A 14,686-nucleotide genomic window follows, 5' to 3' on the forward strand; every position below is an offset into this window, starting at 1 on the left:
AATGACTATCATTAAAGCTATAAATGTTAATTGCACTAAAATAACTCATAATAAAACAGTCACTTATGAATTGAGGTGTAAATTTAATGTTAACTTTATACGTGTTGCGTTACTTTGAATACGTATGCATAAAGTTGTTAATAAAATAAGGCGGGCGTTAATATTCGTCCTGACAACAAAATAGCTAACAAATGGTTTTGCTTCTATCACAAGCAACTCGCTAAAAGTTAGTAAATATAAAATTGGGTAACGGGAAACACATCATGTCTATGTTCAAACCAAGTATATTAACAATTGCACTTGCAACCGCAGGTATTAGCAGTTTCGCTTCACACGCACAAGAAGAGCAGCCCACCGCAAAGAATGACGTTGAAGTCATTGAAGTTAAAGGTTTTCGTGGCAGCGTCGTTGAGTCAATCAATACAAAACGTTTTTCATCTGAAGTAGTAGAGTCTATCTCTGCAGAAGATATTGGTAAATTACCAGATTCGTCAATTGCCGAATCAATCGCACGTTTACCAGGTTTGACCGCGCAGCGCCTAGATGGCCGTGCCAGTCGTGTAAGCGTTCGTGGTTTTAGTGAAAACGAAAGTGCAACAACCTTTAATGGTCGTGAGCAGGTATCGATTGGGGACAATCGTGGTGTTGAGTTTGACCTTTACCCATCTGAAATAATGAGCGGTGTAACCGTATATAAAACACCAAACGCAAGCTTAGACGCAGAAGGTATTGCAGGTGTTATCGACATGCAAACCGTAAAACCTTTAAGTAAAGGTGAGCGCGTGATCATGTTTAATGGTCAATTAGAGCAAACTGGTTTCGATAAGTTAAACCCAGACGGTGATGATCAAGGTTTCCGCGGTACGGTGTCGTATATTGACCAATTTGCCGATGACACAATCGGTGTCGCATTCGCATACAATACCATGAGCTCACCAAACCAAGAAAAACGCTGGAACTCATGGGGTTATCCTGAATTTACGGGTGATGATGGACAAACTTATTCTATTTTAGGTGGCGCAAAACCATTTGTGCGTTCATCTACGCTTGAGCGTGATTCTGCAATGCTTGTTATCGAAGCCGCACCAACAGATCGCTTAAACATGACGTTTGATGCACTGTATGTTGATTTCTCAGATGAAAAAATCCTTCGCGGTATTGAAGTACCATTTGCTTGGGGCCAAGGAACAATCGATCCAAGCTCAGCGGTCGTAGATGCTGAAAGTGGTTTTATCACCAGCGCGGTAACACAAGGTCAACGTGTTGTTGTACGTAATGACTACGAAGAGCGTAATGCGGAGTTAACTCAGTTTGGTTTTAATACTAAATATGATATCAGTGATGACTGGTCAGTTGAGTTTGATGCGAGCCGCTCTGAAGTAGAGCGCCAAATTTGGAGTATCGAAAGCTATTCAGGTACTGGCCGTGGAGATAATAATGGTGTTGCTGACAACATAGGTTATGCGTTTGACGGTGGTAACACTGGTGCGCAGTTCTCACATGAACTCGATTACAGTGATTACGGCTTAATTCAATTAGGTGGGCCATTGTCATGGGGGGCGAGTAAAGCACTGAACGATAAATATGGTTTAACAGGCACACCTTACGAAAATACTGCCCAAGATGGTTTTATTAATGCTCCTGAAATTAATGATGAACTAACCACACTAAAGTTTGCTGCAAGCAAAGTACTTGAAAGTGAGTATTTCAGTAAAGTTAGTTTTGGTATTTCATACCGTGACCGTGAAAAGTCTAAATTATCAGAAGGTTACTACATGACCTTAAAAGACTTCTCGCTTGCAAATCCGGGCATGTTGTCTATCCCTGAGCAATATCGTTTAGGCACTGCTAGCCTAGATTTTATTGGTATGGGTGATATGGTTGCTTTCGATACCAATGGTTTAGTGAACGATGGTTATTATGACTTACTGCAAGAAAGCTTAACGGACCAAAAACATAAAACGCAATCATGGACAGTGCAAGAAGAAGTAACCGCTGTTTTTGCGCAACTTGATATTAATGCCGAGCTTGGCTCAATTCCAGTTACAGGTAATATTGGTGCGCGTTACGTACAAACAGACCAATCATCACAAGGTTCAGCTGCTAACACCACAGCAGATGGGTTAGTAGTGGTAACGCCTACTGATGTAAGTCATGACTATAACCACTTTTTACCAAGCATTAACTTATCGTTTGCGATTGATGAAGAGCAAACAATTCGCTTTGGCGCGGCAAAAACTATTTCACGTGCGCGCCTTGATGAAATGAACGCATCGGTAAATGCATCTTACAACCAGCAGCCTGATGAAAATGGTAACTACTGGAGTGTCTCTGGTGGTAATCCAAACTTAGAGCCAAAAGAAGCTACAGGGCTAGATCTAAGCTACGAAAACTACTTTGATGCGGAAGGTTATTTTGCAGCAGCATTCTTCTATAAAGATATTACCCAGTGGATTTTTGATGGCAGTTATGAAGTAGATATGTCTGGCGTCGCGGATCCATCAACTGGTCAAATTCCTGCTAATTCTACAGGGTCTGGCTCAGGTAAAGTAAACGGTGGTGAAGGTGACTTATGGGGTTACGAATTATCACTTGCCTTGCCATTTAATGTCTTTCATTCATCACTTGATGGCTTTGGTTTAATCGCAAGCCATACAGGTGTCGAGCAAGATCTTAAAGATCAAAACGGTAACGATTACGAGTTACCAGGCTTATCAGACCAAATTGATAGCTTAACGGTTTACTTTGAGCGTAGTGGTTTCCAAGCACGTACCAGCATGCGTAAACGCAGTGACTTTAAAGGTGATGTATACGGCTTAGGTTTTGCAACAACTCAGGTTGATATTAAAGGCGAAACCATCTGGGATGCGCAAGTTGGTTATGACTTTGGTGAAGGTGGTGTGGAAAGCTTAGATGGCTTAAGCGTAACATTCCAAGTACAAAATATCACTGAAGAACCGTTTGTATCATTACAAGGCGATAGTGATTTACAAGTACGTGATTACCAAGATTATGGCCGTACGTTCTTACTTGGCTTTAGTTACAAGCTATAACATTCTTTAGCGTTGAAAGGCCCTTGTGATTTGTTTTACAAGGGCTTTTTTATATCGACTACACTTAACTAAAAGCAAGTGGAGCAGGGGCTATGCAGAGTAAACAAATAAAAGACGTGGTAATAGCCGGTGGCGGCACTGCAGGGTGGATAACCGCAGCGCTACTTAATAAAGTGCTCGGCAAAGTCGTTAATATTACCCTGATTGAATCTGACCAAATTGGTACTGTTGGAGTGGGTGAAGCGAGCATTCCGCCGATTCTTCACCTTAATGCGGCATTAGGTATACCTGAGAGCGAGTTTATTAAAGCGACCCAAGCGACCATTAAATTGGGGATCGAGTTTGAAAACTGGCGAGCACCACAACACAGCTACATGCATGCTTTTGGTGAGATAGGCAAAGATCTCCCGTTTTGTGAGTTTTATCATTATTGGTTGAGGGCCAAGCAACAGGGCACTAATGCTGATTTTTGGGATTTTTCACTTAACTACCAAGCGGCCAAACAGCATAAATTTGCCCATTTAAAACATATTCCTAATACCCAACTTAGTGGTTTAAATTATGCTTATCATTTTGACGCTACCTTGTACGGGGAATTTTTAAAAGGGCTGACTATATCACGCGGTGTTAAACGTATTGAGGGTCAAATTGCGGATGTTAAGCAATGCCCAGAGAGCGGTTTTGTAAAGGCACTTGAGCTGTTAGATGGGCAAATAATTTCAGGCGATTTATTTATAGATTGCACAGGGCTAAGCGCACTGCTCATTGAAAAAACCTTAAATACTGGGTTTGATGATTGGTCACATTGGTCACATTGGTCACATTGGTTACCTTGCGACAGTGCTATTGCCGTACAAACTAAAACCACTGCAGAGCCAGCGCCTTATACGCGTTCAATTGCTCACGACGCTGGTTGGCAGTGGCAAATACCGTTGCAACACCGTGTTGGTAATGGTTTAGTATATTCAAGTCGTCATATTACTGATGAGCAAGCTAAACAACAACTCCTTGATAATATTCCCGGTGAACCAATTACAGAGCCTAGAGTGATTCGTTTTAAAACTGGGCGCCGTCGTAAGCAATGGCACAAAAATGTAGTGGCCATTGGTCTATCCAGTGGTTTTTTAGAACCGTTAGAATCGACTAGTATTCATTTAATTCAAACGGCGGCAATTCGCTTAATTAAATTATTTCCCCACCAAGGGATCAAACCTGTTTTAATCGATACCTTTAATAAGCAAAGCAAAACCGAAGTTGAGCGAATAAGAGATTTTATTATTCTGCATTATAAACTGACCGAGCGTGATGACAGCGGATTTTGGCGTCAGTGTAAACAAATGGATATTCCTATATCGCTGCAAAACAAAATCGATTTATTTAAGCAAACAGGTAAATTAATTAGAGAAGATGATGAGCTTTTTGCAGAAGTTGCTTGGCAGCAAGTAATGATAGGCCAAGGGCTTGAGGCACATGATTATCATCCACTCGCAGATGCACTGAGTGATGAACAACTCGCCGAGTTATTTACGAATTTAAAAACGCTTATCAACGGCACTGTAAAGCAATTACCCACACACAGTGAATTTTTAGCGAGGATGAAAAATAATTAATATGAAATCACTCATGCACACTTTTTTACTAAGCACGCTTTTAGGTATGTGTTTAAACGTCAATGCAATAACTGCATCACCACAAAACTGGTGGGTTGGTATGCAAAGCAAGCAATTACAAATTATGCTGCATGAGCCAAATGTTGCTAAGCAGCAATGGCAACTTGAATCACATGCTGGCGTTGAGTTAACAAGCATTACGCATACGGATAACCCCAATTACGCTTTTTTAAATCTTGCAATAAACCCGAGCGCAAAGCCTGGTGTGTTAGTATTTAGCAGCAAATCAGGGGAGCGTTTTGAGTATCAATTGCATGCACGCAAAGCAAACAGCAGTAAACGCAGTGGTTTTGATAGCAGTGATACCATTTACTTAATTAACCCGGATCGCTTCGCTAATGGTGATAGCAGCAACGACACCGTAAAAGGAATGCTTGAGGCTGCAAAGCCAATTGAGCGAGGCGGGCGTCACGGTGGGGACATTCAAGGTGTGATCAACGCACTGCCGTATTTACAAAAACTAGGCGTTACCCAGCTTTGGTTAACGCCAGCGCTTGAAAATGATATGCCTAGCTATTCTTACCACGGTTATGCGATCACCGATTTTTACACTATCGACCCGCGCATGGGCTCAAATGAACTGTACCGTGAGCTATCTGCTACAGCAAAACAACACGGTATAGGTTTAGTGATGGACCTAGTGCTGAATCACTTTGGCTCTGAGCATGAATGGATGACAGATAAACCCACAGCAGATTGGATCAATTTTAATGGCGAGTTTGCAAACGGTAACCATGCAACCAGCCATGCAAGACAAACTATACAAGATCCCCATGCCAGCGAGTTCGATAAACGCCAGTTTAGTGATGGCTGGTTTGTAGCGACTATGCCTGATTTGAACCAGCGCCAACCATTATTAGCAACATACTTAATTCAAAATGCTATTTGGTGGATTGAATACGCCGACTTAAGCGGTATTCGCGTTGATACCTATTCATATTCAGACAAAGCATTTTTAGCTGACTGGACTAAAGCGATAATGACTGAATACCCTGACTTTAATATTGTTGGCGAAGAGTGGACCAGCAATCCTGCGATTGCCTCATACTGGCAAGCGGGCAAAGTTAATAACGATGGTTACACCTCAAGTCTACCAAGTGTGATGGACTTTTCATTACAAGAAGCACTTATTCAAGCACTTAATGAAGATGAAAGCTGGAATACTGGCTGGGTAAAAGTGTATCAATCAATCGCCAATGACTTTTTATACCCAAATCCTGATAACTTATTGGTGTTTGCCGATAATCACGACATGAGCCGCGTGTTTACAGAATTAGAACAAGATCTTGATAAAACTAAAATGGCGATGGCGATGTTGCTAACCACCCGTGGTATAGCACATATGTATTATGGCACCGAAGTATTGCTTGATAACACGGGCAGTAATGATCACGGTGATATTCGCATTGATTTCCCCGGTGGCTTTAAAGGCCAACCAAGTAATGCGTTTACAGGGCAGGGCTTATCAGATGAGCAGCGTGATATGCAGCAAGCCATTACCACTTTACTTAATTTTAGAAAGCAAAGCCCAGCCATTGCTCATGGAAAGCTGACTCACTTTAGCCCTAAAGCAGGTATATACAGCTATGCGCGGATCAGTGATCAGCAAACGGTACTGGTGTTTTTAAATAAAAATAGCGCAGCAAAAAGCTGGTCATTAGCATATATGCAAGAGGTTATTGGGCAACATAAACAGGCCATAAACCTTTTTACTAACCAAGCAATTAGCCTAATTGATACAGTGACTTTAGCGCCTAAGAGTGCAACGGTATTAATAATTGAGTAAATACCTAGGTGAATACGTATGCAGCCACTGTCAGTCAGTGGCTGTTCACTTTAGTATTAAATTTATAATAAAAATGACGTTTAAATGACAATCCATTAAAACGTCAGATCTAAGTAAGAACATTATGACAACAAACAAAACCACAATTAGTACATTTAAATATGGCTCATGGGTATTAGCTAGTAGCTTATTGTTATCGAGCTGCTCAGGTGAGCCCACAACCCCCAGTGCCGACAAAAAAGTAGCTGAACAAGTTAACGAACATTCAAAGCCGGTGGTTTACCAAGTATTCACCCGTTTATTTGGTAATACCCAAACAGCCAACGTGCCATGGGGAACCAAAGAGCAAAATGGGGTAGGTAAGTTTGCTGACTTTAACGACGCAGCGCTTAAAGGCATTAAAGAGCTAGGTACCACGCATGTGTGGTACACCGGCGTTTTGCATCATGCCTTGGTGGGTGATTACACTGAGTACGGTATAAAACAAGACGATCCTGATGTGGTAAAAGGGCGTGCAGGTTCGCCTTATGCAATAAAAGATTATTACGATGTAAACCCTGATTTGGCAATTAATGTTACCAATAGACTCGAAGAGTTCAGCGCGCTAATTGAGCGTACTCATGAGCATGACATGAAAGTAATTATTGATATTGTTCCTAATCATGTGGCTCGAGATTATCACTCAATAGCAAAGCCTAACGGCGTGAAAGACTTTGGTGAGGACGATGATACCAGCAAGGCGTATGCTAAAAATAATAATTTTTACTATGTACCGGGTGAATCATTTAAAGTACCAACAAGCGACAGTTACCAAGTGTTAGGTGGCAACAAACACCCTTTAGCCGATGGTCAATTTACTGAAATCCCAGCAAAATGGACTGGCAATGGTGCACGTGCTCCAAAGCCTGATATAAACGACTGGTACGAAACGGTTAAAGTTAACTACGGCGTAAAACCCGATGGTAGCTACGACTTTCCAACGTTACCAAGCGATTATGCCAATCAAGATTTACGCGCGCACTTTGAATTTTGGCAAGATAAAGAATTGCCAAACAGCTGGTATAAATTTCGTGATATCGCCTTGTATTGGCTCGATAAAGGCGTAGATGGTTTTCGTTATGATATGGCTGAAATGGTGCCCGTGGAGTTTTGGAGCTTTTTAAATTCATCTATCAAGATGCACAACCCAGAGGCATTTTTACTAGCCGAAGTATACAACCCAGCTTTATATCGCCCGTATATCCAGCAAGGCAAAATGGACTACTTGTACGATAAAGTGGGCTTTTACGACACCCTAAAGGCCGTAATGCAAGGTACTCAAGCCGCGAGCAGCATTTTTGCAGCACAGCAACAAGTGGCAGATATTGAACAGCACATGCTGCATTTTCTAGAAAACCATGACGAACAACGCATTGCCAGCCCCGATTTTGCAGGTAGCAGTGAAAAGGGCAAACCCGCATTGGTAGTATCAAACCTTATTAGCCGCTCGCCAACACTGTTATATTTTGGCCAAGATGTAGGTGAAGATGGCTCTGAAGAGGCTGGTTTTGGCAAACCAACTCGCACCAGTATTTTTGATTATATTGGCGTGCCAGCGCATCAAGCGTGGATGAACAACGGCAAGTTTGATGGCGGCGCATTAACTGCCGAGCAAAGTCAGTTACGTGAATATTACAAAGCGGTTATGGCGTTGAGTAAACATCCTGCGGTTGTTGCCGGTGACATGCACCCGTTAACGGTGACAGGTAGCGACCAAGTTGCCGCGTTTAGCCGCAGTATTGGTCAACAACACATTTGGGTGGTGAGCAACTTTGCCGAGCAAAAAAATACGGTAAGTATTGATATTCCACTTAACACATTAGCAAACTACAAACAGGCAGAGCAGCAATTACTTGATCTGCTCGAAGCCAATCAAACTGCCGTGTTAACAATCACACCTGAGCAAGTAAAAATCAGTTTAACGTTAAATGCGCTTAGCAGTGCAGTATTGACCACTGGAGCACATAATGAATAATAACAAACCTAACCTAAGCTTTTGGCAAATATGGAACATGTGCTTTGGCTTTTTAGGCATTCAATTTGGTTTTGCATTACAAAACGGTAATGTCAGCCGTATTTTTCAAACCTTAGGTGCAAATATTGATGACATTCCAATTTTATGGATTGCAGCACCACTAACAGGTTTAATTGTACAACCTATTATTGGTTACTGGAGCGACAAAACATGGTGCAAACTAGGCCGTCGTCGCCCGTTCTTTTTTTATGGCGCAATTTTAACCACGCTCGCGCTGTTTATTATGCCTAATTCACCTACTTTATGGATTGCAGCGGGCATGTTGTGGATTATGGATGCTTCTATCAATGTCACAATGGAACCATTTAGAGCATTAGTGAGTGACAACCTGCCAACGAAGCAACGCGCCACAGGTTACGCCATGCAAAGCTTTTTTATAGGTGTTAGCTCAGTGGTGGCCTCGGCGTTACCTTGGATGATGACAAACTGGTTTGATATTTCTAACACTGCGCCAGTTGGGCAAATTCCTGATTCAGTGAAGTTCTCATTTTACTTTGGTGCTGTAGTGTTAATTGTTGCGGTATTTTGGACCGTGTTTACCACAAAAGAATACTCACCAGAGCAGCTTGAAGCGTTTAATGATCATGTTGAACAAGCAACAACAAGCACTGCCAACAAACCTGTTAATTTCAATAAAGGTGCCATAGTCTTTACGTTACTGGGCTTAGCTATTTTAGTGTTGGTGCTAAGTCTTTCACTTGAGAAAGAACTTTATTTACTGGCCGCTGGCCTCACCTGTTTTGGTATAATCCAATTTATTGCTGGGCAATTACAACGACAAAACAAAACACAAAATGGCTTTTACCAAGTATTAAATGATGTATTTATCATGCCAGAGGCCATGAAACAGCTTGCTTGGGTGCAGTTCTTTAGTTGGTTTACCTTATTTGCAATGTGGATTTATACCACTTCAGCAGTAACCAGCTTTCATTATGGCAGCAGTGATACCAGCTCCCTTGCTTATAATGATGGCGCTGATTGGGTGGGTATTTTATTTGCAGCCTATAACGGCTTTGCAGCATTGGCTGCGTTATGTATTCCGATCATCGTAAAGCGTTTAGGCTTAAAGTTAGCACATGCCATCAACCTAGTATTAGGTGCCTTAGGCCTAGCGAGTTTTATTGTGATACCCGATCCGCAATTACTTATTTGGCCAATGATAGGTATTGGTTTTGCGTGGGCGTCAATTTTATCGCTGCCTTATGCCATGTTGAGCTCATCAGTACCGAGTAAAAAAATGGGCGTGTATATGGGAATATTTAACTTTTTTATCGTGATCCCACAATTACTCGCAGCCAGTGTACTGGGCCTCATTTTACGTCACTTTTTTGAAAACCAACCTATTTACGCATTAGTACTGGGCGCAGTGTCGTGGATACTTGCAGCAGTTGCGGTATTGCGCGTTAAACATACGCAATAGCGACTTGCTTTGCACAGTTAATGACTAATAAAAAAGAATTAAGGGTTAAACATGAAAAAATACAACATCATTACCGCAACTTTATTTATGCTTGGGCTAACGGCATGTAGCTCAGAGCAAGCGATTAATAATACGCAAGTTACCGAGCAACTAAGCGCACCGGGGGCACCAGGTGCAGAGCCATTTTGGGCATACTCAGGTAAAACAGGAATTGGTACGTCATTTGAGCAATACCAACAGGGGGCTTATAGCGACAATGCCGCAACAGGCCCTGTATCAAAAGTATGGTTTTCGATTGCCAAAGGCATGATCACCGAAACCATGTTCGGGCTTATTCATCAAGCGCAAATTAAAGACATGCAATTTGTTGTAGTCGGAAAAGATTTTACAGTCACTGAAGCTGACGATTTAGACGTTACCATTGATTACTTATACAAAGATGATAAAGGCCGCCCGTTATCATTAGCATACAAAGTAGTAAGCAAAGATAAGCAAGGTCGCTTTAGCCTCGAAAAACATATATTTACCGATCCAGACGGTCAAAGCTTATTTGTACGCAGTATTTTTAATACCCAGCTTGACGGTGTAAAAGCATATGTAAGAGTTAACCCGTATATAAACAACAACGGCTTAGATGACTTTGCAAAAACCACCGAGCAAGGTTTGGTAGCGTGGCAGGGCGATAATTACTTGTCATTGCAAGGTGCACAGCCATTTAAACAAACAAGTGTTGGTTTTACAGGTGTGAGTGATGGTTTAAGCCAGCTTAAAACAACTCAGCAGCTTACCCGCGTTTATAAAACTACCGGTGAACAATCGGGGAATGTTAGTTTACTTGCAGAGCTGGGTGCAATTGGTGAAAACAGCCAGTTCGATTTAAGCCTAAGTTTTGGCAATAGCGAACAAACCAGCTTTAAACAAGGCCAAGCTACGCTAGCCAAAGGTTACCAAGCTGTGCTTGATAATTACAACGGTAAAGGCGAAGCACTTGGTTGGCAAGACTACCTGCAAAGCCTTGCACCGCTAAATAACATGAGCGAACAAACCGCAGATAACGGCAAATTACTTTATACCAGTGCTATGGTGTTAAAAGCGCAAGAAGACAAAACTCATGCTGGGGCACTTATTGCCTCTCTATCTAACCCATGGGGCGAAACCGTATCGGCGAAAACGGGCTCGACTGGTTATAAAGCAGTATGGGTACGCGACTTTTATCAAGTTGCCATGGCATTTATGGCCATGGGCGATAATGCGACCGCTAAAACCGCATTTGAATACCTTGAAAAAGTTCAAGTAAACAGCAAAACCCCGGGCAATAAAGGTGATACTGGGTGGTTTTTACAAAAAACACACGTAGATGGCGAACTTGAATGGGTAGGCGTACAGCTTGACCAAACAGCAATGCCACTTATGCTTGCTTGGAAACTCCATCAGGCAGGTGTATTAAGTGATGCAGAGCTCAGCGATTGGTATAGCCGTATGTTAAAACCTGCGGCAGATTTTTTAGTTGAGGGTGGTCGTGCAAACATTCTGTGGAACGATACACAAATAACGCCGCCAGCCACTCAGCAAGAACGCTGGGAAGAGCAAGAAGGGTATTCGCCATCAACCACCGCAGCTGTTGTTGCCGGTTTAATTACTGCAGCCGATATCGCTAAACTAGCAGGTGATAATGCCAATGCAACACGTTACCTAAATACAGCTAAGCGTTATAACAATGATATTGAAAAATTAATGTTTACAACGGCTGGTAATTTAGAGTCGAGTGCCTCTGATGGTGAATATTTTATTCGTATTGGCCAAGATAAAGACGCCAATTCAAATACTAAAATTAACGCTAATAATGGCCGTGAAGGGTTTAATAAAAAGCAAATACTCGATGGTGGATTTTTAGAACTCGTTCGCTATGGCGTACGTGATGCGCTAGCGCCTAGCATAGTAAAAACATTGCCAGAATATGATGATGAAACCCTAACAGATAACCTACAAGTTAAATACAGCTTTGAGTTTACTGACGGCAGCGGCACATTTGCAGGCTACCGCCGCTATGGTAACGACGGATACGGTGAAGACGAAGTAACGGGCGCTAACTATGCGCAAGGTGGAGAAAATAGCCCAGGACAACGTGGGCGAGTTTGGCCATTTTTTACCGGTGAACGAGGTCATTACGAAATTGCCGCAGCAAATGCCAATAATAGTTTAGATGCAACAAAACAGCAGGCTATTAAAAATAGTTATGTAAAAGGCCTAGAGCAATTTGCCAACCAAGGCATGATGCTACCTGAACAAGTATGGGATGGTGTAGGTATTAATAAAGCGGGTTACACGTTAGGCGAAGGTACAAACTCGGCCACACCATTGGCGTGGACACATGCGGAATACGTTAAGCTAGTGCGCTCATTAAGCGACAAACAAGTATGGGATCATTACCCGGTGGTAACTAAAGCACTAAAATAACCGCAAACTAACTAACATAGCCGTAGTAAAATACGGCTATGTTATTTATTACAATAATAACGAGGCTGAAATGAAAACATTTACCTTGAGCGCATTAGCATTAGCATTAGCAATCATGCTAACAGGCTGCCAAAGCGCACCATCATTAAATAACTACACGAATAACACCGAAACATCGCCACTAAATATTGAACAACAAGCAAACCCGTGGTGGGAAAACGCCATTTTTTACCAAATTTGGCCCCGCAGTTTTTACGACAGCGATGCTGATGGTCATGGCGATTTTAATGGTATGACCCAAAAGCTCCCGTATCTACAAGAGCTTGGCGTTAACGCATTGTGGTTAACCCCAATGTTTGAAGCACCTTCTTATCATGGTTATGATTTTACTGAATTTTACCAAGTAGAAAACGACTACGGCAGCATGGACGAGTTTGAAGCTTTTATAAAAGCTGCTGACGACAAAGGCATGAAAGTCATACTTGATTTAGTTATTAACCATATATCAAGTAACCATGAATGGTTTCAGCGTTCAGCAAATAATGAAGCCCCTTATGCAGATTACTTTATTTGGCGCGACGATATGCCAAAAGCTGGAAGTGGCTGGGGCCACGCATGGAGTAATAACGACCAACCCGATGCAGTATGGCATTGGAATGAAACACGCCAGCAGTATTACTATGGTGCGTTTGGAGCAAGCCAACCTGACTTGAACTTACGCCACCCAGATGTTGTTGCCGAAATGGAAAAAATGGCTAAGTTTTGGCTTGATAAAGGCGTTGCAGGGTTTAGATTAGACGCAGTTCGTTTTGCAATGGAAGGTGGCGCAGATGCGCAAGCCGATACCGACGAAACCATTGCATATTGGCAGCACTTTAACCAATACGTAAAAAGCGTTGATCCAGAGGCATATTTAGTGGGTGAAGCTTGGGCAGACATTCCCGTTGCAGCAAAATACTACGGCGAAGGTAAAGGGCTTGATCAAGGCTTTGATTTTGAAGTTGGCTATAAAATACTGGGCTTATTAAAACCCGACGCCAGTGGTGAAGCGCAATTTGGCACTATGCAATCTAATCAACAAGTGAATACAGTTGATGCCAATGTGCTCAAACAAAATTTACAACAGCGTATTGGTTCAACTGCACCACTTGATTTTTTTGCACCGTTTTTAACTAATCACGACCAAGAACGAGTGGCTTATCAACTTACTGAACACGACGATAAGGCAAAACTTGCCGCCGCCATGTTATTTAGCTCTCCTGGCACGCCGTATATTTATTACGGTGAAGAGATAGGCTTAACACAAGGTGGCACAGGTCATGATGTGTATAAACGCGCACCAATGCAGTGGAATAACAGCAACCAAGCTGGTTTTACTCAAGCTCAAACAAGTTGGGTTGAGCAGGCTGAACTGTTTGGTGATAACTACACCCAGTGGTGGCCTGAATATTTAGCACAGCAAATTAATGCTGCTGATCGCAATGTAAAAGCGCAACAAGCACAATCTAATTCACTGTGGCGTTTATATCAGCATTTAATAGCACTAAAAAAACAGCGCCCAGAGCTGGGTATTAAAGGCAGTTATGAATTAACACAGCATAACAACGGGCTTGTTGAAATAACCCGCGAGTTAAACGGCAGTAAAAGTATGTTTGTGCTTAACTTAACCGCTAACCCGCAAAGCATCAATAGTATTAAACGCGATGGGTTAACGCCTAACTGGCAACACGACCTCAATGGCGAGCAACTCGCTGGCTATGGTTTATTGTTACTAAACAACACACTATAAATAAAAAACACACAAAAGGGCTAACATACGTTAGCCCCTTTTGTGAATATGCTTTAATTGCATTACCCCCAACTTATAGCGCATTTTAATGAGTCATAAGTCGCTTAACTTCCTCTGGCGTCATGGCGCTTATCATAAAAATGAATATAAGATGCAATCCACCTCAGGTAGTTGTCCACGGTACGTAATGAATACTGACGTACCAACATATAATAAGCGATATAAATTAAAAATGGGGAACGCGTTTTCATATCATCATCAATGCTTAAGGCTGTATAAATAAATAGATTAGTTGTTTCCTTCTATATTCAAGAAAATGAGCGACGAGCGCATTTTCATCTTTCATATAATATTTAGTAGCAAAAAATAATTATAGCTAGCAATGAGTTAAGTTATTTGTTAAAAGTAATTAATAAATATATTAGCGTGACGTTGGC

Annotated in this window: 8 protein-coding genes; 7 read left to right on the forward strand and 1 reads right to left on the reverse strand. The window is 41.9% G+C overall.

Going from position 1 to position 14,686, the window contains the following annotated elements; genetic code table 11:
• Positions 1-263: 263 nt before the first annotated feature.
• The 7 genes from ACTRWE_RS09055 to ACTRWE_RS09085 all read left to right on the forward strand — a co-directional run bounded on the left by ACTRWE_RS09055 (position 264) and on the right by ACTRWE_RS09085 (position 14,249).
• Entirely contained in the window at positions 264-3,053 is a 2,790-nt protein-coding gene (locus ACTRWE_RS09055) for a TonB-dependent receptor (RefSeq protein ID WP_008110571.1), read from the forward strand.
• Between the two features lie 92 nt (positions 3,054-3,145).
• On the forward strand, positions 3,146-4,663 hold the full coding sequence (locus ACTRWE_RS09060) for a tryptophan halogenase family protein (RefSeq protein WP_462879870.1): 1,518 nt from the start codon (positions 3,146-3,148) through the stop codon (positions 4,661-4,663).
• Position 4,664: 1 nt separating this feature from the next.
• Positions 4,665-6,509: a glycoside hydrolase family 13 protein gene (locus tag ACTRWE_RS09065; protein WP_462879871.1), complete on the forward strand. Its 1,845-nt coding sequence runs from the start codon at positions 4,665-4,667 to the stop codon at positions 6,507-6,509.
• Positions 6,510-6,633: 124 nt separating this feature from the next.
• The gene (locus ACTRWE_RS09070) at positions 6,634-8,523 is read left to right on the forward strand and encodes an alpha-amylase family protein (RefSeq protein ID WP_462879872.1); all 1,890 of its coding nucleotides are present in this window, start codon (positions 6,634-6,636) and stop codon (positions 8,521-8,523) included.
• Positions 8,516-10,003 (forward strand): MFS transporter, encoded by a 1,488-nt coding sequence (locus ACTRWE_RS09075; protein ID WP_008110564.1) that lies wholly within the window; start codon positions 8,516-8,518, stop codon positions 10,001-10,003. The genes ACTRWE_RS09070 and ACTRWE_RS09075 overlap by 8 nt, the downstream gene beginning before the upstream one ends.
• Positions 10,004-10,054: 51 nt before the next feature.
• Complete coding sequence (locus tag ACTRWE_RS09080; protein ID WP_462879873.1) at positions 10,055-12,460, forward strand: glycoside hydrolase family 15 protein; 2,406 nt, start codon at positions 10,055-10,057, stop codon at positions 12,458-12,460.
• Between the two features lie 70 nt (positions 12,461-12,530).
• Entirely contained in the window at positions 12,531-14,249 is a 1,719-nt protein-coding gene (locus ACTRWE_RS09085) for an alpha-amylase family glycosyl hydrolase (RefSeq protein WP_462879874.1), read from the forward strand.
• A gap of 104 nt (positions 14,250-14,353) precedes the next feature.
• Here ACTRWE_RS09085 and ACTRWE_RS09090 read toward each other — a convergent pair whose 3' ends face one another.
• Complete coding sequence (locus tag ACTRWE_RS09090) at positions 14,354-14,500, reverse strand: phage integrase N-terminal SAM-like domain-containing protein (RefSeq protein ID WP_462879875.1); 147 nt, start codon at positions 14,498-14,500, stop codon at positions 14,354-14,356.
• Positions 14,501-14,686 lie beyond the last annotated feature (186 nt).

It is taken from the genome of Pseudoalteromonas sp. G5_S1_54_S4 (assembly GCF_054968565.1).